15 protein-coding genes are annotated in these 20,309 nt (G+C 56.1%); 9 read left to right on the forward strand and 6 right to left on the reverse strand.

Translation table 11 applies throughout. The annotated features are described in order from the left end of the window. Window positions 1–700 precede the first annotated feature (700 nt). The 5 genes from OSC10802_RS0128050 to OSC10802_RS44905 all read left to right on the forward strand — a co-directional run bounded on the left by OSC10802_RS0128050 (window position 701) and on the right by OSC10802_RS44905 (window position 8,573). Window positions 701–3,823 carry a CHAT domain-containing protein gene (locus tag OSC10802_RS0128050; protein WP_017720100.1) on the forward strand — a complete coding sequence of 1,041 codons (3,123 nt, stop codon included), beginning with the start codon at window positions 701–703 and terminating at the stop codon, window positions 3,821–3,823. After that, complete coding sequence (locus OSC10802_RS0128055; RefSeq protein ID WP_017720101.1) at window positions 3,820–4,233, forward strand: hypothetical protein; 414 nt, start codon at window positions 3,820–3,822, stop codon at window positions 4,231–4,233. The genes OSC10802_RS0128050 and OSC10802_RS0128055 overlap by 4 nt, the downstream gene beginning before the upstream one ends. Next, entirely contained in the window at window positions 4,230–5,678 is a 1,449-nt protein-coding gene (locus OSC10802_RS42155; protein ID WP_017720102.1) for a hypothetical protein, read from the forward strand. Before OSC10802_RS0128055 ends, OSC10802_RS42155 begins: the two co-directional genes overlap by 4 nt. Window positions 5,679–6,016: 338 nt before the next feature. Beyond that, the gene (locus OSC10802_RS51310) at window positions 6,017–6,169 is read left to right on the forward strand and encodes a hypothetical protein (RefSeq protein WP_155968483.1); all 153 of its coding nucleotides are present in this window, start codon (window positions 6,017–6,019) and stop codon (window positions 6,167–6,169) included. 76 nt (window positions 6,170–6,245) lie between these two features. Next, window positions 6,246–8,573 (forward strand): coiled-coil domain-containing protein, encoded by a 2,328-nt coding sequence (locus OSC10802_RS44905; RefSeq protein WP_017720103.1) that lies wholly within the window; start codon window positions 6,246–6,248, stop codon window positions 8,571–8,573. Window positions 8,574–8,799: 226 nt separating this feature from the next. Here the strand turns inward: OSC10802_RS44905 and OSC10802_RS0128070 are convergent, their stop codons facing one another. From OSC10802_RS0128070 to OSC10802_RS0128080, 3 genes are all read right to left on the reverse strand, one after another. After that, window positions 8,800–9,291, reverse strand: a complete 492-nt coding sequence (locus OSC10802_RS0128070; RefSeq protein ID WP_017720104.1) for a YajQ family cyclic di-GMP-binding protein — start codon at window positions 9,289–9,291, stop codon at window positions 8,800–8,802. A 152-nt stretch (window positions 9,292–9,443) separates the two neighbouring features. Beyond that, window positions 9,444–9,854 (reverse strand): MAPEG family protein, encoded by a 411-nt coding sequence (locus OSC10802_RS0128075; protein ID WP_017720105.1) that lies wholly within the window; start codon window positions 9,852–9,854, stop codon window positions 9,444–9,446. Between the two features lie 94 nt (window positions 9,855–9,948). Beyond that, window positions 9,949–10,452, reverse strand: coding sequence for a DNA-processing protein DprA (locus OSC10802_RS0128080; protein ID WP_017720106.1), 504 nt, complete (start codon window positions 10,450–10,452; stop codon window positions 9,949–9,951). A 184-nt stretch (window positions 10,453–10,636) separates the two neighbouring features. On the opposite strand from OSC10802_RS0128080, the gene OSC10802_RS0128085 reads away from it, so the two are divergent. Continuing rightward, window positions 10,637–12,070, forward strand: a complete 1,434-nt coding sequence (locus OSC10802_RS0128085) for a carotenoid oxygenase family protein (RefSeq protein ID WP_017720107.1) — start codon at window positions 10,637–10,639, stop codon at window positions 12,068–12,070. Window positions 12,071–12,158: 88 nt separating this feature from the next. Here OSC10802_RS0128085 and OSC10802_RS0128090 read toward each other — a convergent pair whose 3' ends face one another. Both OSC10802_RS0128090 and ebsA read right to left on the reverse strand, forming a co-directional pair. Continuing rightward, window positions 12,159–13,250 carry a phosphotransacetylase family protein gene (locus tag OSC10802_RS0128090; protein ID WP_017720108.1) on the reverse strand — a complete coding sequence of 364 codons (1,092 nt, stop codon included), beginning with the start codon at window positions 13,248–13,250 and terminating at the stop codon, window positions 12,159–12,161. 130 nt (window positions 13,251–13,380) lie between these two features. Continuing rightward, window positions 13,381–13,782 carry a type IV pilus biogenesis protein EbsA gene (ebsA, locus tag OSC10802_RS0128095; RefSeq protein ID WP_017720109.1) on the reverse strand — a complete coding sequence of 134 codons (402 nt, stop codon included), beginning with the start codon at window positions 13,780–13,782 and terminating at the stop codon, window positions 13,381–13,383. Window positions 13,783–14,085: 303 nt separating this feature from the next. On the opposite strand from ebsA, the gene OSC10802_RS0128100 reads away from it, so the two are divergent. Then, window positions 14,086–15,066, forward strand: a complete 981-nt coding sequence (locus OSC10802_RS0128100; RefSeq protein WP_017720110.1) for a radical SAM protein — start codon at window positions 14,086–14,088, stop codon at window positions 15,064–15,066. Further along, complete coding sequence (locus OSC10802_RS0128105) at window positions 15,014–16,414, forward strand: glycosyltransferase family 2 protein (RefSeq protein WP_017720111.1); 1,401 nt, start codon at window positions 15,014–15,016, stop codon at window positions 16,412–16,414. The genes OSC10802_RS0128100 and OSC10802_RS0128105 overlap by 53 nt, the downstream gene beginning before the upstream one ends. Before the next feature lie 123 nt (window positions 16,415–16,537). Here OSC10802_RS0128105 and OSC10802_RS0128110 read toward each other — a convergent pair whose 3' ends face one another. Further along, entirely contained in the window at window positions 16,538–18,637 is a 2,100-nt protein-coding gene (locus OSC10802_RS0128110) for a DNA polymerase III subunit gamma/tau (protein WP_017720112.1), read from the reverse strand. Window positions 18,638–18,869: 232 nt separating this feature from the next. On the opposite strand from OSC10802_RS0128110, the gene OSC10802_RS42165 reads away from it, so the two are divergent. Further along, window positions 18,870–20,081 (forward strand): tetratricopeptide repeat protein, encoded by a 1,212-nt coding sequence (locus tag OSC10802_RS42165; RefSeq protein WP_198525208.1) that lies wholly within the window; start codon window positions 18,870–18,872, stop codon window positions 20,079–20,081. The last annotated feature ends 228 nt before the right edge of the window (window positions 20,082–20,309 follow it).

Consider the following 20,309-nt stretch of genomic DNA (forward strand, 5'->3'; position numbering starts at 1 on the left):
ATTACCTCAATTTCGAGTAGACACACCGGCACATTTGTGGTAGAGTGGTATTGTGGGAAAAGGTGCGCAAAAAAAAGGCCGCTGCGGGCAGGCGGAACAGGGGCAAAGAATTTACCTCAAGTCGGGCCACCCGGCGATTGGAAATCGCGGCTATACAGACAAAGCCCGCCTACCCTTCGGGAAGGGCTTCGCCCAACGCGGGCTAAGAAAGGCAAAATTTTCTCAATTTATAGTAGACACACCGGCACATTTGTGGTAGATTGGTATTGTGGGAGAAGGTGCGCAAAAAAAGAGCCTGTGCGGGCAGGAGTCCAGTCCTCGGGCGATTGTAAACGTTCCCAGTGGGCGGTGGGAAAAAGGAAAAACTCCGCAGATTTTGAGAGTCTCGCTCTACTCTTAGCCCGCGAAGGCGGGCTTCGTCTGTATAGCCGCGATTTCAATCGCCTGGAACCTGGCAAACTAGCCAGAGGTCTAACCCCTCACGCATTCGCCAACAGTCTCTTTCCAATCGCCAGGAACCAGGCTAATCGCCGGCGAACTCGCTACAGGTCCAACCCCCTCACGGACGATCCAACACCATCTGTCAATCCCTCCCAGCCCACCGGCACGGCACAAACGGGATGCTCCCCCCGAAAACCCCTTGACAGAACCGGCACGCCTAAGGCAAAATAGGAGAAACGTGAGGCATTAGGGGCGGCAGATGTTCCGGCAAGTTGGGCAGTGGCTGAAAAGGTTATGGCAGTGGGTGGCTGGGCTTTTCGGAAAAGGGAAACCGGCACCGGCACCCCCGCCACCGGCACTGCCCACCCTCAGCGACACCGCCTATGAACGTCTGTTCATGCAGCTGATGGATGGCGTGGGTGACGGTTGGGATGGGGCGCGGGTGCGCGAGCACTTGGGAAACCGCTCTGATGACAGCTGGTTCGCCAATTGGCTGCAGCGCTTTGGCAGGGATAAGCTGCTGGCTTCGCCCCAGCCGAATCACGAATTGGCGCGGCGCATGGTGCGGTTGGGGGAAATTGGCTGCGGGAAATTTGGCGAGATTGCCGGCGAGTTTGGCACGCAGCGTCTGGCAAAAAATGCTCAGCCGCTGGCGGAAGGGGAGTGGGAGTTCCTGTTTGGCTCGCTGCTGGAGCGGGTGTCGCTGGGAGAGGAGCCGGTGCTGGCGTTTCTGGAGGATTTGCAGCATCGCGCTATTTTGCAGCTGTGGGTGGAGTGGCTGCGGAATTATGGGGAAACCTTACTGGCTGCGGATGTGGCGGAGCGGGATTTGGCGCGGCGCATGGCGCGGCTGGGGGAAATTGCCGGTGGGGAGTTGGGTGAGGTGGCGCGGGATTTGGGGAGCCGGCTGTTGGAAAAGGTGCCGGTGGAAGATGAGGTTTGGGAGATTATTGAGGCGGTGTTTGTTGGGAATGGGTTGGGGGTTGTGGGGGATGTGAACCGCCAAGACGCTGAGGGCGCAGAGGAAGAGGGGGGAGCTGATCTGGAGGCTAAGGTGTGGTTTGAGCGAGGTTTTCAGCAAGCAATGGCAGGGGATTTTGAAGGTGCAATCGGTTCTTTTAACCAAGCCCTCCATATTAAACCAGACTTCCCCGAAGCTTTGCTCAACCGGGGCGCAGCGCAGGTTGAGTTAGGACAGTTCGAGCCGGCAATCGCTTCTTGGAACCAAGCCCTCGCTATTAAACCAGACTTCCACGAAGCTTTGTACAGCCGGGGCGTAGCGCAGGAGAAGTTAGGAAAGTTCGAGCCGGCAATCGCTTCTTATAACCAAGCCCTCGCTATTAAACCAGACTTCCACCAAGCTTTGTACGATCGGGGCAATGCGCAGGCTCAGTTAGGACAGTTCGAGCCGGCAATCGATTCTTATGACGCTGCTCTTGCTATTAAACGGGACTTGTGGGAAGCATGGGCGATGCGGGGCATTGCAGCAGGAAAATCTATTTCTCCCCTGCAGGGGCTGCTAAATCCCCTGCTAGCAACCTCTCCCCTAGCCAGGGAAAATCCCGAATTAAACCGGCGCGGCTATGAGGGGAGATTGGCAAGCTATGAAGAAGGGTTGAAACATTGCCACCGAGACACGCACCCGGAAGGCTGGGGAGAATTGCACCGGCTTACCGGCGACGCGCACTATTTCCGAGGGCGCGGGAATGACAGACACCGGCACTACTGGAACAAAGCCCTCAACAGCTACAACACAGCACTGGAAACCCTTACCGAAACCGCTTTTCCCGAAGCGCATCTAGAGGTGTTAGACAGTCTGATGCGCGTATTGCGGTGGTTGGGGGAAAAGGAGCAAGCCGATGAATTGCACCGGCGCGCCAAAGAATTGTTGCGGCGGTTGCTAGCCGAGCCAAAACGCCCTGACTGGAAGAAAAAGCAGCTGGCGCTCAAATTTGCCGGCTTTCAGCAGTTGACGGTTGACGAGTGCGTGCGAAATGGGGAGCCGGTGCGAGCTTGGGAATTGGCAGAACAAGGCAAAAATGCCTGTTTGACTTGGCTGCTATATGCCTGGACCGATGATATCCCCACCGCCAGCTGGGAAGACATCCAGCAACTCCTGAATCCCTCCACTGCAGCCATTTACTGGCACCAAAGCCCAGTTGCACTCCACACCTTTATTATCAAACACAGCGCCCCACAACCGATTGTGCTGGGAGCCACCCCCGACAGCCCCACCGAACCAGCTTCTCCTCCCTCTGACTCCCCCTCCCCGCACGCGGAGATGGAGGGGGGTGAGGTTCTTTTCCAGACTCGCCTTCAGGACTTTGAAGCCTGGGTGGAAGAGTGGAATGAGCAATATCAGGACTATCGCAATCTCAAGGAGAAAGACGCAGCGGGGGAAAGCGACAAAAAAAGCCATCCCTGGTACGCGGGAATGGAGGAAAGACTGCAGGATTTGGGGAAAATCCTCGACATGCCGGCAATTTTAGAGCAAGTCGCCGGCATCCCTCAACTGATTCTCATCCCCCACCGCGACTTGCACCCCTTACCTCTGGAATACCTGTTCCCAGATCAGCTCACCCTCACCCGCCTCCCCAGCGCTCAAATTGGCAAGATGTTGAGCACCGCGCCGGCAAACCCCTCACCCGCCAACCCGGAAAAAATTCTCCTCAGTGCCGAAACTCCCGACAGTAAAGGGTTTCCTGATTTGCCCCTCGCCGATGTGGAATCCGCCGCCATCGCCCAGATGTTTCCCCCCACCGGCATTACCCGCATTTCTGGAAAGCAAGTCACACCGGCTACCCTGGCAAATTGCCTCAGACAGCCTCACCGCATCTTTCATTTTACCGGACATGGCGTAGCCAATATCAGCCATCCCGCCTTTTCTTATTTACCCCTCACCGGCGAGGACAAACTCACCGTTGAGGAAATACTGTCTATTAAGCTGGATGGCTACGAGCTTGTCAGCCTTTCCGCTTGCGAAACCGCCCTCACCCGCAACCAAACCATCACCGCCGAATATGTGGGATTGGTGAGTGGCTTTCTGCGAGCCGGTGCAGCCGGTGCGCTCACTACCCTCTGGGTAGTGCAATCCGACGCCAGCGCCCTAATGACGATCCAGTTCTACCGGCAGCTGAAAAAAGGCAAATCCCCAGCAGTCGCCCGCGCAAATGCAGTAAAATGGTTAAAGCAGCTGACGCCCAAAAAACTCAGCCGGCTCTATAAGGCTTCTCTCGCCGAACTTCCCCCATATGAGGACACGGTTCGCCCCACCCTCAAACGGGAGTTGCGGCGATTTGCTAAACTAGAAGAACAAGACGGCAAACTTTTTGAGCATCCCTACTACTGGGCTGCTCTCACAATAGCAGGTACATTTCGATGAATTCCTCCCAGAGGATTACCCTCAAAGCCTTTTTGATAGCCCTCGCCCAGCAAACATCCCCCCTCCCAGAGGAGTTACAAGCCCAACTGAAAGCGATTAGCGAGGACATCTCCTCTAATTTGGGCACCCTGGATAACCTCGGCGAGGCTTATCTGGGGGAAACGTACCTAAAGTATGCCGATATTTTACACACCCCCGCCGCCGAGCGCAATAAAGGTCTTCCCTGCGAAATTGATGAGAGAGCCGAAAGGCGAAATGCGGAACTCAGCAATCAGGTTGATGCCCTTGACATCATTGACAGGATGGATGATGAAACCCTCACCCAAACCGCAAATGCGATATTGAGCAACCCCGACAACCAGGAAAATGTCGTGCAAATTATTGTCGCTTGCGGGGATCTTGTCTTATGAGCGCCGGCGAGCTGATTTACCCAACCCTCGATTTATTTCTCTATGACTTGCGAGAGGGTTTAGCGCAAAGTTATGCTAAAATAGACGGCAACCGCAAGAAATTCTGGGATAAAATATACCCCCAGATAGATGACAGCCGGCTGGAAAACTTAGCCAAAGCTGAGAAACCCGAAGCCGATTATGTCCTCTTGCTTGAATCTCAAAAGATTGAGCAGTTTGAACCTGCCTGCGATGGCCATTTTTTCCCCGTTCAGCTAGGAGACACCTACGCCCTGCAAGCCGACTGTTCTGGCAAATACGCAGATCCGTCTGCAAAAACCCCCAACTTGGCAAAGCAGCCGGTTGATGGAACTGTTGCCAACCTCAAACAAATTATAGTCTCTCGCATCAACGGCACGCAAGAGGAAAAAGAACTGCAAGCCGGCAAGCGAGGAACCCTGGGACAAACTTGGCTGTTTTGGGCGCAACTCGCCTCAGAAAATCAAGATGTGGAAAAAACTGCAAAAGAGTGCTACACTCAATTGGTAGGGGAGTCTTGGGAGAGAGATTTCCAAGGCGACGGCGACTTTATGGGTGCCCGCGTCTTTGAACTGTGGCGCTTTCCCTCAAACTGGAGTGCCGGTTGGGATAAGTTCAGCCAAGAAAACCAGCACGTTCTGATTTTCCTGTTTCCAGCCGGTGAGGACATCGGGAAAATTCGGGGCAATATGGCAAAAATCTCCTTTGACTGCATGCGCCTGTTTGGCTACCGGCACAAGGTAATTTGGGCGTACTGGCAAGGGTGCCGGTTGAAAGCGAAACTCAAAGAGAAATATCGCGCCGCGCGAGAGTTTAACAGCCAGATTGCCCAACTGTTTGCCGGAGAGAGAGCCAGCCTCAACCAATTGCAAGAGGACCTAACCAAGGCGCTGAAAGACCACTCCGATTATACCGAGGCGCTAACCAAATTAGAGTCGCAACTGCGCACCATCAAGGTCAACTTTGCCAACTTCCAGAAACGGCAAAAAAACTTTAGAAACCCCCTTGACAAAAGCGGGCGGGGGGAGTTTATAATAAAGGTGGGGGAGAGTGTCTTCGCCCCAGAGAAATATCTGGAACAGCTAGCCTCAGACTGCGCCAACCTGAGTGCGGGGTTAAAGCTGCTGGAGAACCTGATCAGGAATATCGAGGGGATCGTACAGATAGAGCAAACCCGCAGCGAGCGCAATTTAAACTGGACTGTTGGGGTTGCCGGTATTGGACTAGCTGCCAGCGGCGTCACCGCCACCATCATTTCCACCAAACCTCCAAACACCTACAAGGACATTTCTTTCTTGCAGTCCCCGGCATTTGTGCTCAGTATCGGCATAGGAGTGGTGCTCGTCCTTAGCGCCTTCGTGATTAGGGAAATTTGTAGCCTACCTAACAGACTTCGCCGCCGGCGTTCTGATAAAAAGAACATGTAGTAGTTCTTAATCTTAGGTATTAGAAAGCCGGTTTTTAAAAGAAGCCGGCTTGTATCTCACGCTTGTTGAGAAAAGAGTCTTTCTCCCCCCTCTCCCCTTGTGGGAGAGGGGAGCTGGGGGGGTGAGGGTCTTTCTGTGGTAACATACCCAAGATGTGTGTGAACAGTAGCCCCGCTGACGGAGGTGGGGCTGACGGGATGCCGGCGAATAAACTACAGCGCATTTAATTTGCACTTCCCATCTCTAGCATCTCGTTGCCAGAATCACGCTGGAAACGCAATCTGGAGACTCTGCCCCCTTTCAAAGGAAAAGCAGGTTAAAAGCCTAATAGCTTAGTTTTGCATTATTCAGGTGCAATCCCCCCACAGAGGGATGCCGGTGGCGTCCTCAGGCAGAAGCCGGTCGCCTGTCCGGTGTCTCTGGAGGTGGGACCGGCAAGACGGCTGTCCTGCGCCGGCGGCATATATAAGTATGGCTTAATCTTAGGATAATAAATTTTTATGTGAGTTGGTTGCTGTTATGATAACTTTAACTTAACAGCCCTAGAGTACATTCAAGGTCTACAAGATGAAAAACACCCCTGAGCGCAATGGGTTGGAGCTAACGGAATCAATCTCCGTAGCGGGTTCTGTTGCGGGGACAATTATGGCCGTTGCGTCCCAGCAGCTGATCTACGCGGCTGCCCCCCTGAGTTTGGCCCTCTCGCTGAGTTTGATTAACCGCCGCCGGTTCGAGCAGTCATTTGAGCAGAATATCGCTTCTGTCTTGGCTGAGATGGGGAATCGCGTCACCCAAAGCGACCGGCAACTCTCAGGGGAAATGCAAGCGGTGCGCAATACAGTTGCCGCTTTGCAGGCTGCCCCCCAGCCGGCAGCAGACTTCAATCCCATAAAGGAAGAACTCTACCAGCTGCAAAAGCGATTTGACACCTTAGAAGAAGCCATAAACAGCTTCAGGGAAGCAGCTGAAAGCCATGAAGAACAAGACATGGCTGAACTTTTTCCCACCTTTGACCCCACTGACATGGAGCAACAGATTATGCTGCTCCAAAAAAACATTACCTTATTATCTGAAGCCTTTAACCAGCGCCCAGAAGCGAGCCGGTTGCCAGAATTAAATCAGCTTGTCGCTTCCCTGCAACAGCAGCTAGAAGCACTTCCTCAAACTGCCCCAGCTTTTGACCCCACTCCCCTGCATCAAGAAATTCAGCAAGTCAAGGCAGCACTCGCTCAAATCCCAACCAGTCCTGCCTTCGACCCCACTCCCCTGCAGCTGCAAATACAGCAAATGCAAGCCAGTATTTCCTTATTAACCCAGGCGTTTAACAGCCGCTTGGAACCCCAGCATATAGAAGAATTAAAGTACAGCGCCGCCAGCCTGCAACAGCAGCTAGAAGCAATTCCCGCACCCTTTGACCCCACTCCCCTCAACCAGGAGCTTCAGCAATTAACTGCAGCCGTTATTGAGCTGCAAAACATTCCAGCCTTTGACCCCACTCCCCTGGAGGAACAGATTCAGCAACTCCAAGTAAACCTATCCACATTAAGCAAAGCATTCAACCACCGCTCGGAACCCCAGCTCATAGAGGAATTGCGGCAGAACGTCGCGCGCGTCAAACAGCAGGTAGAAACCCTTGCTGGTCCCTTTGACCCCACTGCCTTAGAGCAGCAGATTGAAGAATTAAAGATTGCCCTCTCCGAACGGCCAAACACATCTTCCTTTGACCCCACTGTTCTAGAGCAGGAGATTCAGGAATTAAAAGCAGCCCTCGCCGAACCGCCAAACGCACCTTCCTTTGACCCCACTGTTCTAGAGCAGCAGATTGAGGGATTAAAAATTGCCCTCTCCGAGCAGCCAAACCCATCTTCCTTTGACCCCACTGTTCTAGAGCAGGAGATTCAGGAATTAAAGGCAGCCCTCGCCGAGCGGCCAAACACACCTGCCTTTGACCCCAGTGTTCTAGAGCAAGAGATTCAGGAATTAAAGGCAGCCCTCACCGAGCGGCCAAACACACCGGCCTTTGACCCTACGCCTCTAGAGCAGCAGATTCAGCAACTCCAAGAAAGCCTCTCCTCCTTAACCGAGGCATTTAACCGGCGCTCGGAACCCCAGCAGATAGAAGAATTAAAGCAGAGCGCTGCCGGTGTCAGACAGCAGCTAGAAGCCCTTCCCACCCCCTACGATCCCAGCGAGCTAAAAGGAGAAATTCAGCAGCTCAAAGGAGAAATCCAGTCTCTGCGCCAGCAGCTGCAAGACTCGCTGCGCCCGGTGGAGTCCGCCCAAACACAGTTCAGTGCCGAAATCGCCACACTCCCGCAACTCGCCGAGAGTTTCGCTCAGATGCAGGAGCAGTTGCAGCAGCTGCAGAAGCTCACCGCCAAACTGGATGAAAGAACTAAACAGCAGGAAGAGAAACAGCTCCTGACTTCTATGGTGGCATCCGCAGCCGCTCCCGCAAAGAAACCTGAAGCTAAAAACCGTTTGACTACTCCGCAAGACCGGCTGCAGTCCTTGGTGGCGATGGCGCAGCAACACGGCATTGGCAGGGAATTTCTGCGCCTAGTGCAAGCTGGACAGCAACACCAGCTCACCCTCAATCCGTGGCCCACTCATTTAATGTTCAGCCCGCCACTGAGCCTGATAGCCAAAGCCCCGAGCAATTGGTCTAACTGCCTGTTTGGAATTTCCGCCCAGCCTGAGAAAAATGGCAAAATAAAACTCTGGGTTTCGTCCCAAGCGTTCGCTAACTTTTATCCCAGCCAGAAATATAATGTCCCGTCAATTCTCGGAAGTGATGGCTGGCGCGAGATGGAAAGCGCGGATCTGGAGGCGTTCGTGGCCAATCTGGAGAGCTTATTTGAACAGATAGAAGCTGAATCAAAATCTGCGAGCTGATCGCAGGGCGGGTGACGCGCTTCGCCTCACCCACCCCAACCCCAGCCTTCTATAGCAGTAGCCATTTAGGTTAGGACGTAGGACAGGCGTCTCGCCTGTCCCAGAGACTTAGAGGGCAGGCGTCGCGCCTGCCCTACGTCTATACTTCGTATCAAGCGTGTCCTAAACTGACTGCCTGCTGCTATAATTTGAAGCCGCAGGGTGTGTGACCCAAATCTTCCAAATCTTAGCGATAATTCGTAAATTGCAAAGCTACCGGCCAATCTTCTTGCTTCAGCCGCTGAATCACCGCTTGCAAGTCGTCCTTCGACTTCGCCGAAACCCGCACAGCATCGCCTTGAATCGAGGCTTGCACCTTCTTGAACTCGTCGCGAATCAGCTTGCTAATCTGCTTGCCAATCTCCTGAGCGATGCCCTTTTTCAGCTTAATCACCTGACGGACGCGATTGCCGCTGGCAGTTTCAACCTTGCCGTAATCAAAGATTTTCAGCGACAGGTTGCGCTTCACTGCCTTTTGCTGCAAAACCCCGTGAACGGCTTGCAGCGTCATCTCACTGTCCGTGCTGACCGTAATCTCCTCTTCGCCGAGATCGACCGATGTTTTTGTATTTTTCAGGTCGTACCGGCTGTTAATTTCCCGCACAGTTTGGTCTACGGCATTCACCAATTCCTGCCGGTCAAAGTCGCTGACGATATCAAAAGAAGAAGTATCAGCCATAGATAATCTTTTGGTAAGCTTATGATTGCTAATTTGCTGTCCCTGGGCGACTGCCGGTTTGGACTTCTCAGAAACCGGGTTTCTTTTAGCGACCGGGAGAGAAACCCGGTTTCTTAACCCCGGCAAACTTCTGATTGCTAATTTGCCCTCGCTCAGCCGCCTGCAGCCAGCAAGCTGAGGACAAAGAGAGTGCCGGTGGAAAGCGTGCCAATGCCAAACATCAGCGAACGCGCCAGCGGCACATTTGCAATATAAAAAACAGAGTACAGCAACCTAGCCGCTACAAAAGCGAGCGCCGCCCAAGCTGCCAAATCCGAATCGACGCCGGTGGCGTAAGCCATCAGCGCCGCCGCCGCAAACACCATAAACGTTTCAAACGAATTCTGGTGCGCCCAAGTCGCTCTTTGGGCGTAGGGCGGCAATTTGTCAAACATGGCGCGGGGCGCTGAGATGTCGTACCCCACTTGGGCGCGAGCGTAGCCCACCAGCAGGAAAGGGACATAAATCAGCACAGCCGCCGCCACAATTGCATAAAGCAGAATGGCAGACACAGGGAATTGCATTCGGGGTTACTTATTATGGGGGTCAAAAGGTGATGGGTCATTGGTTATCGGTCAAAAAGCAAAACACTAATGACTTTTCACCAATGACGTTGGCTCAGTCAAAGTAGAACAGGGTCACCACTCGGCGCTGCTCTTCCGCTTCCTGACAGCTGCGCAGCAGTGTTTGACTGTCGTGAAACGCAAAGCAGATCAGCTGCTGGCACCGAGAAACAATCTCCTGATTGCAGAGGGCGCTGGCTTCCGCGAGGGACAGGCTGTCATTGCTGGGATTTTCCACCAAGTGCATCACCTGTTCCAGCTGCGTTCGAGATTCCGCCGGCTGGCGGTCCAGACTTTGGGGCAAGATTACCGTTAGCATATTTGGATCGGCCCGCATCGCTCCTTTGATAGCAGCGGAATTCGTGCCGGTGGCACCTGAGGTGATGATCCGGTTACCGCCTAAAACCAGCGCGTAGCTCATCATCTCAATCAGGTGCTGGTGTGTGAGCGGGACATGGCGCGATCCCAATATAGCAATCCGCTTAGAACCCGTTTGCTGGATCGTCGCCAGCTCTTGTGCGAGTGTATCTATTTTGGGTATTTCTATCGATTGACTCAAAGACGCTTATTCGCTGAACAGTACAACCTTGATATTTTAACAAACACAGCCGCCTAAAGCACCCCTTTTTGGCTGTAAGTATTTATTGAGATTGGCTAGGCGGCAGCTGGCCTGACCCCGCGTCCCCTCTCCCACTGGCCGGCGCTGGCCGCCAACCGCTCAACAGCCCCACTTTGAGGAAAAAATGACTGTCACCACCCCACCGGCATCTCCGCCAGCTTGGGCAAAAGCAATCCTGCCACCGGCAGCCGAATTTGGCCCAACCCCCCTGCCCGTCACTGCCGGTGCCATCCCCACCGGCTTGCGCGGCACCCTCTACCGCAATGGCCCAGCCCGGCTCGAACGCGGCGGGCGTCGGGTGGGGCACTGGTTTGATGGCGATGGAGCCATCCTGGCCACCGTCTTCGCCGCCACCGCCACCGGCACCTATCGCTATGTGCGCACAGCCGGCTATCTGGAAGAACAAGCCAAAGGCCAGATGCTCTACGGCGGTTACGGCACCCTCTCACCCGCCCCCTTCTGGCAGCGGTTGGCCAAACAAGTCAAAAATGCCGCCAACACCAGTGTGCTGGCACTTCCCGACAGACTGCTGGCCCTTTGGGAGGGCGGGCACCCCCACGCCCTCGACCCACACACCCTCGAAACCCTCGGACTCGACAGTCTCGGGTGGTTAGCCCCGAACTGGTTCTATTCCGCCCACCCCAAACAAGATCCTCAAACCGGCGAGATTTATAACTTTGGCGTCACCCCCGGCAAAACGAGCCAATTGCGCGTTTCCCGGTGCAACAGCCAGCTCCAGCTGCTCCAACAGACCGCCATTCCCCTCAATGGCGTCCCCCTGATTCACGATTTTGCCCTCGCCGGCCCCTATCTGATCTTCTTCATTTCCCCCGTGCGGTTGCAGGTGATCCCCGCACTCTTGCAGCTCAAAAGCCTCAGCGACGCCCTCCGCTGGTGTCCTGAAAAAGGAACTCAGATTCTGGTACTTGACAGAACCACCCTTTCTGTGGTAAGCAAAAGCGAAGCCGAACCGTGGTATCAGTGGCATTTCGCCAACGGGTATGCCGGCGAGGGCGGGGCTGTGGTAGTGGACATTGTGCGCTATGACGATTTTCAGACCAACCAGCGCCTGAAAGAAGTGGCTGCCGGCCAAACCCAAACGCCGGCCCAAGGTTCCCTCTGGCGGGTGCGTCTGGAGCCGCTTTCCGGCAAAATCGCCGAAATGCGACAGCTTCTGGCACGCAGCTGCGAATTCCCGGCAGTGCCAGCTTCCGAGGTGGGGCGAGAAAACCGCTTTACCTATTTATCGCTGCACCGGCAGGGAACGGACGTTCTCACGGAACTGTACGACAGCATCGGGCGTTTCGACAGTCAAACCGGCACCCTCACCGAGGCCAACTTAGGGGCGGGCCGGTATCCGGCAGAACCGATTTACGCCCCAGATGCGGACAGTCCCCAGCAGGGGTGGATTTTGACGGTGGTGTTTGACAGCGAGCAGAACCGCAGCGAAGTGTGGGTGTTTGACGCCCTGGGCTTGGACGGCGAGCCGGTGTGCCGGCTGGCCCTGCCAGAGGTTGTGCCCCCAGGATTTCACGGCACTTGGGTTCCTGCCGGCTAGGGGGTGAACAAACCGGGTTTCTTTAGCACAATCTGCCGTTTTTGGCGCTGAATTCTCAGAGAAACCCGGTTTCAAAGGATGGCTTGACCTAGGCCCTAGCGACTGCCGGCTGCAAGCCGATCCCTGCCAGCAAGCGGTCAATATCGAAATGTTCTGCCATCATTTGCACGATATATTCCACCTTGACCGGTTCCTGGAGGCGAACTTGGCCCAAGGCGCGCTCAATAATTTCCACCGTTGCCAGGGTGTCGAGGGCCACTGACAGCACCGGCACCTCCACCTCTTCGGCACGGCTGAGAACTGCCGGTGGGGGCTGGATGTGGCCGGTGAGTACCAGGCACTGGGTATTGGTTTCCAGCGCCGCCATTTGGATATCCGTGCGGTCCCCGCCGGTGACCACAGCCATATTTCTCCCTTCAGAGAAATATTTGATCGCCGAGCTGACATTCATCGCCCCAATGGTGAGAGTTTCCACCATCAAATCGAGCCGGTCAGACCGGCAGAGCACCTCAGCGCCTAGCCGGCGGGACAGTTCAGCGACACTGACGCTGCGCAGCAAGTTGCTTCTGGGCAGCATGCCCAAAACCGGCACCCCTTGCGACTCCAGAAAAGGGCGAACTGCTTCTTCAGCGGTGAGCAGCAGCTCTGCGGGAATGTCGTTGAGCAACACGCCCGAGAGGCGAGCCCCCAAGCGCTGCTTAGCGGCCAACAGCCCCTCAACCGACAGCACCGACTGCAAGCCTGCCACCAGCAGGACCGAAGCGTCAGCGGCCTCAGCCACCTGCGGCAGGGACAAATTCAGCAGCAACCCTTCCTCCAGAGTTCCCGCGCCTTCAAGCAGCACCAAATCTCCAGAAGCCCCGCGCGCGGATTTCGCTAGAGCCTGGGAATAGTCAGTGGCATCTTCCCCCTGAAGGCGTTTGGCGAGCGCCGCTTCATCCAAAAAGACAAGCGTCGGCAGCAGCCGGTTTTCGGGCAGGTTGAGGGTTTTTGCCACCTGGCGCACATCCTCATCAATGCCATCCGCCGGACTGACACTCGGACAAGTTCCCAGAGGTTTTCCGTAAGCGATATCCAGTTTTTTTTGCTGCAACTGGTGGGCTATTCCCAGGATGGTAGCGGTCTTGCCGCTGAAAGGCTCCGCTGACCCAATCAGTAAATATTTAGGGGATTTTCGCACACCCTCACTCCTATAGTTGAACGTCTGCAGCCGAGCTGCCGTTTTACCATACTAAATCAGCGGATACACTTCCCGTTAAAATTGCGCATTGGGTATTTTCCCCTTATCCTAGCTTTCTCTGAAAGCCCGATCACTCTTCTGGCCGCAACAACTTCCGGTAGAAAGCTTTCGAGAAATCCACCGTGTGATAGCGCTTGTAATTGACGATCAGGTCGATTAAGTGATCGACAAATTCAAAATTGGCCATCTTGACTTCGTAACTCAGCTGCTCCCCCTGGGTGCTAAACTGCATCCGGCAACCGATCAGGTCGGCGGGAATCGTGGAGACAGTCCAGGTGGCGACAAAAGGAATATTCTCACCGCCTTCAATTTTGCGCTCTCCCTCCAAACTCTTCTTCTGGTAGAGGCTGAGCGCTCGCGGCAAGAGAGCGCGCTTGGGGCCCTCTTTATAGTAGGGCTGGTATACCATGATCTGCCCGCTCTCAACGGGCTGAAGTTGATCGATGAGCGATCCGCTCACATTGGCCTCCATTTCCTGATAAATTGGCACGCTTCGGGACCTGACACCAGGCACCGGCGAGGGCGGCGGCGGGCCCGACAGGGGCAGGGCACCACTGTTGAGGGACTGGACTCGTGGCAGGGGACAAGCTCACCTGAAGGCCAGGGGCACCGCCGAGCCCCACTCCCACCCGATCTTAACCAATGCCGGGGAGCCGTCGCCTGGCTTGTGCCGGCTCTCCCTGGTGCCGGTGCACATTTAATTGTTGACGGTTTGGCAGCACAGCCTCAAAATTTATGAAACACTTAACGATAGAACACAAAACTATACAAACCTATGGCACCTTTGGTTGCGAATTATTACCTGACCTATCGCTGCAACGCCCGCTGCCATTTTTGTAACATCTGGGCCCTGGAACCGAATCAGGAAGCAGATTTTACCACAATTCAGCAGAATCTGGGCGACTTGCAGCGGCTGGGGGTCAAATATGTGGACTTTACGGGTGGCGAACCGCTGCTGCGCCAAGACGTGGGCCAGATTTACACCGAGGCCAAACGGCAGGGCTTCATCACCAGCATCACCACCAACACCATCCTGTACCCCAAAAAAGCCAAAGAAATTCAGGGGTTAGTGGACTTCCTGAATTTTTCTCTGGACGGGCCAGATGCGGAAACTCACGACCAGTCGCGGGGGGTGAAGATATTTGACACCCTGGTGGAGTCAGTGAAAATCGCCCATTCGCTCGGGGAGTATCCCGTGCTCAACCACACCGTCACCGCCCAAAACTACGATCGGATCGACGAGGTGGCGGAGCTGGGCAAACGGCTGGGCGTGCGGGTTTGGCTCAACCCCGCCTTCACCGCTCACGACAACTACAACTCCAAGAAAAACCCCACACCGGACATGGTGGCGGCCATTGAGGCGGCAGCGAAGAAGTACAGTAATGTCGGATACAATAAGGCAGCATTGGCTTTCATAGAAGCTGGGGGGAACGACACCAAAAATCCCCGCTGCAAAGCGGTGGAGGCCGTGATAGCCATTTCGCCAGATAACAAGTTGCTGCTGCCCTGCTACCATTTTGCCCAAACCGGCATACCCATTAACGGCAGCCTGTACGAACTTTACCGGCAGTCGGAAGAAGTGGAAAAGTACCGCACTAGCCAGGGCAAACTGTCCGTGTGCGAGGGCTGTACGGTATGGTGTTACTTGATCCCCAGCTTCTTTAAGGGTGTGGACAAATATTGGTTTTTAAATCAAGTAACCTATGCCGGCGAATTCCTGGCCAGAAAACGATTCTTACAACGAGCTGTGGTCTGATATCGCTGCTGCAGCGGAAGAAAACGACCCGCCAGCGGGCCTGACTTTGGCCATACCCCAGTCCTGGTATCAGGATCGCAGGCTCAAAGCCGCTGCAGTCTTGACCATTGTCTGGAGTGGCACGATTGCCCTGCACCTGTTCTCTTGGGGCATCTGGCTGGTCCTCGGCTTCACCGGCGTGATGGCAATCCACGCCGTGCGAGTTTTGCGGGCCCGACCCGCGAGCTACCCTATGCCCCTCTCGGATGACACCCGCGACAGCTGGCCCCTCGTTTCCCTGCTGGTGGCGGCAAAAAATGAAGAAACCGTGATTGGCCGGCTGGTGGAAACCCTGTGCGCTCTGGACTACCCAGCTGACCGCTATGAAGTCTGGGCGATCGACGACGCCAGCACGGACTCAACGCCGGCGCTGCTGGACAAACTGGCCGCCGAATACAAGCACCTGAAGGTGCTCCACCGCTCAGAGTCCGCCGGTGGCGGCAAATCAGGGGCTCTAAACGATGTGCTGCCCCTGATCCGGGGCGAGTTCTTGGCGGTATTTGATGCCGACGCTTCCGTCAGTCCCGACGTGCTGCGCCAGGTGCTGCCGGCCTTCGCACGCCAAGATGTGGGCGCGGTGCAAATGCGAAAAGCGATCGCCAACGCCTCTGTGAATTTCTGGACTCGCGGACAAGTCGCTGAGATGGCGCTCGACAGCTATTTCCAGCAGCAGCGCATCACTATCGGCGGCATTGGAGAGTTGCGCGGCAATGGCCAGTTTGTCCGCCGGGCGGCCCTGGAGCGCTGCGGCGGCTTCAACGAACTGACGATTACTGACGATTTGGACCTGACCGTGCGCTTGCACCTGGATGGCTGGGACATTGAATTTGTCCTGCTTCCCGTGCAAGAGGAAGGCGTCACCAGCGCCAAATCTCTCTGGCACCAGCGCAACCGCTGGGCAGAGGGGGGCCACCAGCGCTATCTCGACTACTGGCCGCTGATTTGGCGCAACCGCATGGGGACTCGCAAGACTTGGGACATGTTCATGTTCTGGATTATCCAGTATTTCCTGCCCATAGCAGCGGTGCCCGACTCTTTGATGGCCGTCGCCGGCAGCCGGCTGCCGGTGTACAGTCCGATTACCGCTCTCATGCTCGGCATGTCCCTGATCGGCATGTTTACCGGCCTGCGCCGCACCGGCCCACAGGAAAAATTGGCCCCGACCGCAGCATCCCTCACCCTGCTGCAAACCCTGCGCGGCATCGTTTACATGCTCCACTGGATCGTCGTGATGGCCAGCGTCACCGCCCGCATGTCGGTACGCCCCAAGCGTCTGAAATGGGTCAAAACAGTCCATCAAGGGCATTAACAAATTTTTCATTCCTCTCGCCCGGGCTGAGACACCCATTAAGAAAGAGAAGCCAGGTTTCGGAAAGAAACCTGGCTTCAATAGTTATGCCAACTAAATGATTAATGCAGTAAAAATAGGAGTTCAAAAGCCAGGATCTTCGTAGTCTGGCACCTCTTCTAGGTATGATTCTTCCGCATCTGAACTGCCATAAAGGGGGAGGTCGTAATCGGCGATTTCCGGCTCTTCTTCCGGTGCCGGTGCGTCAGGACCGGCACCGTCTGGAAGTGGCAGGACGATCATTTCTCCCTTGAAATATTGAACCAGCCGGTCGAGAGAAAATTTCACATCCTCTTCCTCCCACCGCCCAGCAGTCAGGGCGTCCATCCCGACAGCATTTGCAGGAGAAGCGTCGATCCGGTCCTCGATCCGGTCCTCTGGCCTGTCCTCGCGTTTGGCGTCCACCGGCAGCGGGGCAGCACCGGCACTGGGGCTGGCAGGCGTTTCCGCCGGCATCTCAGGGGGCTTGGGCTGTTGCGGCGTCAGGCGGATTTCAGGTGCCGGCGTCGGGGAGGGTGCCGGCGGGGGAGAGCCCAAATCCTGAGGGGGAGGGGGTTTCGTTTCCGCCGGCCCAGATGCCGGTGGGGCAGCGCCGGGAAGTTCTAAGCTCACCCTCACCTCGCCATTCAGAACTCTCTCAAAAGCAGTTTTAACGGAGGGCAATCCATTTTTCGCCATCTCCAGCAATGGATGCGAGCGGATTATGATGCGTGCCAGGTTCGCGTTCAGAGCAACTAACTTTCCGTGCTGCCTCAACAGGGCTTGAGTGGAGCGCTGCTGAATCTGCGCCAGCACCTGCTGCCAGACTTGCTCGAGATCCGACCCTTGCTCAGCCGCATCCGCTGCTGGGGGGCTGGCTTGAGTTTCAGCGGGCTCCACCGGCATTTCTGCAGGGCGCGCCGCCTGTGCGGGTGCCGGAGGTGCCGGTGGGGGGGGTGCCGGTGGGGCGGGGGAATGGGGAATGCCGGGATTTGGGGATTTGGGGATTAAGGGGGGCGGGGGTTGCTGCTGTTTGGGCGGGGGGCTGTTGGGTGCCGGTGAGGGCGCAGCGAAGGAGATTTGCTGTCCGGTGCCGGTTGCCGGTTGGGCGGTTGTGGCGCTCTTGAGCAATCCCAGCAGGGCAACTTCTAGCCACAGGCGGGGCTGGGTGGTGTTTTTGATTTGCACTTCCAGCCCTTGCAGGTGTTTTTGGCCGGCGAGAATTGTTGCTAAGTCTATGTTTTGGGCAAAATCACACAATTCTGCCCAAGTTGGGGGCGTTATGGCGACTAAATCGCTGCGTGCCGGTGCGGTTTTTGCGATTAGTAAATCTCGGTAGAAACTGGCGAGATTTTGCAGGAGAATTAAGGGCTCTCTGCCCCGGTTCATGATATGGCGGGCTTGGTCGAGAACGGCTGAGGCGCTATCGTCAGCAATGGCTTTTAGGAGTGCCATTAAATCTCGTTCTGGGACTGCGCCGACTAAATCCCAGACTTTTTCGACGGTAACGGGAGGGATGAGGAGGCTGAGCTGGTCGAGCAGGCTTTCGGCGTCTCTGAGTCCGCCTTGAGCAATTTGGGCGACGAGGGTGAGGGCGTCGCCGGCAATGTTGATGTTTTCTTTTCTGGCAATGTCTGTGAGGTGCCGCACCATTGCGTCTAGGGGAATTCTCCTGAAGTCAAAGCGCTGGCAGCGGGAGATAATGGTGCTGAGAACTCGCTGGGGGTCGGTGGTGGCTAGTACGAAAACGACTCTGGGGGGCGGTTCTTCTAGGGTTTTTAATAGGGAGTTGAATGCCGCAGTGGAGAGCATGTGGCATTCGTCGATGATATAAACTTTATGCCGGCACTGCACCGGGGCGAACTGGGCCCGCTCGATCAGCTCTCTGATGTTGTCCACGCCGGTGTTGCTGGCGGCGTCGATTTCGATCACATCCATCGATGTGCCGCTGGCAATCCTCTGGCAAACGTCGCACTGGCCGCAGGGGTGCTCTGTGGGGACTTTACTGGCGAGGCAGTTGAGGGATTTGGCGAGAATTCGGGCGCTGGAGGTTTTGCCGGTGCCTCTCGGACCGGTGAGCAGATAGGCCGGTGCGATTTTGTTCTGGCGGATGGCGTTGCCCAGGGTTTGGGCGATCGCGTCTTGTCCCACCAGAGCGGCGAAAGTCTGGGGCCTGTATTTGTGGTGCAGGGGTTCGTAAGACATGGACAATCCCACCCTTTATGAACAGTGAACAATTCAGAATTTATGGCGCTTCTCAGTTTGACTGGGTGTAGCTATATGTCTTAAATGGCTGCCCCCAAGCTCGCTCCCCTGCCGCCCCGCCTCCCGAGGCTCCCCCGCTCCCCCGCCCTTGTGTCCCTTGTGGAGATCGGGGGGGACAGGAGGCGGGAAGTGTTGCCTACAATCAAGAGTATGTGATGCATGGATGCGGAAGATGCTCAAGGAAATTTTGCAGCGGCTGTTTGGCAGGGCAGTTCAACCCATAGAATCTGAGACTACACCAACGCAGGGGAAACCGCTACCGCCACTGGAGGATGCGGATTACCAGCTGCTCTTCGCCCAGCTGCTGGAAGGGGTGAGCCGGCGGGGGTGGGATGGGGAGCAGGTGGTAAAATTTCTCTCGGAGCTCGGAGATCGGGGCAGCTACGAGCATTGGGCGGCTTGGCTGCGGCGCTACGGAGATCGGTTTATGGCCTCAGCGGCTCCCAATCCGGAGTTGGCCAGAGGGCTGCTCAGACTGGGGCAAACCGGCTGCGGCGAGTTGGGGGACGTGGCCTATGAAATGGGCAGCGAGCTGCTGCAAAGGGAAATCAAGCAGCCGGCCCCACCGCCGGAAACGGCGGAGGGGTGGTGGGAGCAAGGCAACCAGCAGCTGGGGGCTGGGGATGTGTCGGGCGCTGTCGCCTCTTACGAGCAGGCGCTGCAGCAAGATCCGGAATTTGTGGCGGCTTGGCTGAACCGGGGCGCGGCGCTGTTTTACTCGCAGGAGTATGAGGGGGCGATTGCGTCGTTTGACGCGGCGCTCAAACTCCAGCCTCACAATGCTAACACTTGGTTTAACCGGGGACTGGCGCACGCGGCTTTGCAGCGGCACTCTCAGGAGCTGGACTCTTACGAAAAAGCCCTGCAAATTAATCCGGAATTCTCTCAAGCTTGGCACAGCCGAGGGGTGGCGCTGGCTAGGCTGGAGCGGTACGAAGAGGCGCTCAACTGCTACCAGCAAGCGCTGCAGCTCCAGCCGGACTTGCCGAAGGGCTGGCACAACCGGGGCGAGGCGCTCAGGGCGCTGGGCCGGTACGAGGAAGCCCTCCTCTGCTATGACCAAGCGATTGAAACGGAGCCTTCAGAGGCGGAGACTTGGCACTCCCGAGGGCTGGCGCTGTGGAATTTGCACCGGCACTCTGAGGCGCTGGCGTCGTTTGACCAGGCTCTGGCTGCCGAGCCGGCTGACTTTGAAGCCTGGGTGAATCGCGGGCTGGTTCTGGCGACTTTGGACCGGCTCAAGGAGGCGATCGCCTCTTTTGACTTGGCCCTGCTGATCCAGCCGGATGACCCTGTGGCGCAGGCTCACCGCCAGGAGCTGCTGCGAAAGCTCCCGGACGAGGCTGAATCGCTCGAAGAAGAGGAGCCCGGATTGGAGGATTAGGGGCTGCGGCGCTTTCGTGGCTCACCCTGTTGGGGTTCAAGGGTTGAATGGGGAACCGATGGGTTGTGCGGGCGCGAACGTTTATCCGGTACACTGTTGAGGATTGCAGCCGCATCTCAACTGGGGCGGCACATATAAACGGCACATCAAAGAAATCAGGTTTGTTTAATAAACTGGGTTTCTGGCCTCAGTTAGAACTCTTCCCCTGCGGGCTGTTGCCCGCAGCAA

The organism is Kamptonema formosum PCC 10802, assembly GCF_000332335.1.
In the GTDB taxonomy this organism is placed as follows: Bacteria; Cyanobacteriota; Cyanobacteriia; order Cyanobacteriales; family Oscillatoriaceae; genus Oscillatoria.

Coding starts and splice junctions, on each gene's coding strand:
- OSC10802_RS0128050 (WP_017720100.1), top strand. CDS start 701: ATGTTCCGGCAAGTTGGGCAGTGGCTGAAAAGGTTATGGCAGTGGGTG.
- OSC10802_RS0128055 (WP_017720101.1), top strand. CDS start 3,820: ATGAATTCCTCCCAGAGGATTACCCTCAAAGCCTTTTTGATAGCCCTC.
- OSC10802_RS42155 (WP_017720102.1), top strand. CDS start 4,230: ATGAGCGCCGGCGAGCTGATTTACCCAACCCTCGATTTATTTCTCTAT.
- OSC10802_RS44905 (WP_017720103.1), top strand. CDS start 6,246: ATGAAAAACACCCCTGAGCGCAATGGGTTGGAGCTAACGGAATCAATC.
- OSC10802_RS0128070 (WP_017720104.1), bottom strand. CDS start 9,291: ATGGCTGATACTTCTTCTTTTGATATCGTCAGCGACTTTGACCGGCAG.
- OSC10802_RS0128075 (WP_017720105.1), bottom strand. CDS start 9,854: ATGCAATTCCCTGTGTCTGCCATTCTGCTTTATGCAATTGTGGCGGCG.
- OSC10802_RS0128085 (WP_017720107.1), top strand. CDS start 10,637: ATGACTGTCACCACCCCACCGGCATCTCCGCCAGCTTGGGCAAAAGCA.
- ebsA (WP_017720109.1), bottom strand. CDS start 13,782: ATGGAGGCCAATGTGAGCGGATCGCTCATCGATCAACTTCAGCCCGTT.
- OSC10802_RS0128100 (WP_017720110.1), top strand. CDS start 14,086: ATGGCACCTTTGGTTGCGAATTATTACCTGACCTATCGCTGCAACGCC.
- OSC10802_RS0128105 (WP_017720111.1), top strand. CDS start 15,014: ATGCCGGCGAATTCCTGGCCAGAAAACGATTCTTACAACGAGCTGTGG.
- OSC10802_RS0128110 (WP_017720112.1), bottom strand. CDS start 18,637: ATGTCTTACGAACCCCTGCACCACAAATACAGGCCCCAGACTTTCGCC.
- OSC10802_RS42165 (WP_198525208.1), top strand. CDS start 18,870: ATGCTCAAGGAAATTTTGCAGCGGCTGTTTGGCAGGGCAGTTCAACCC.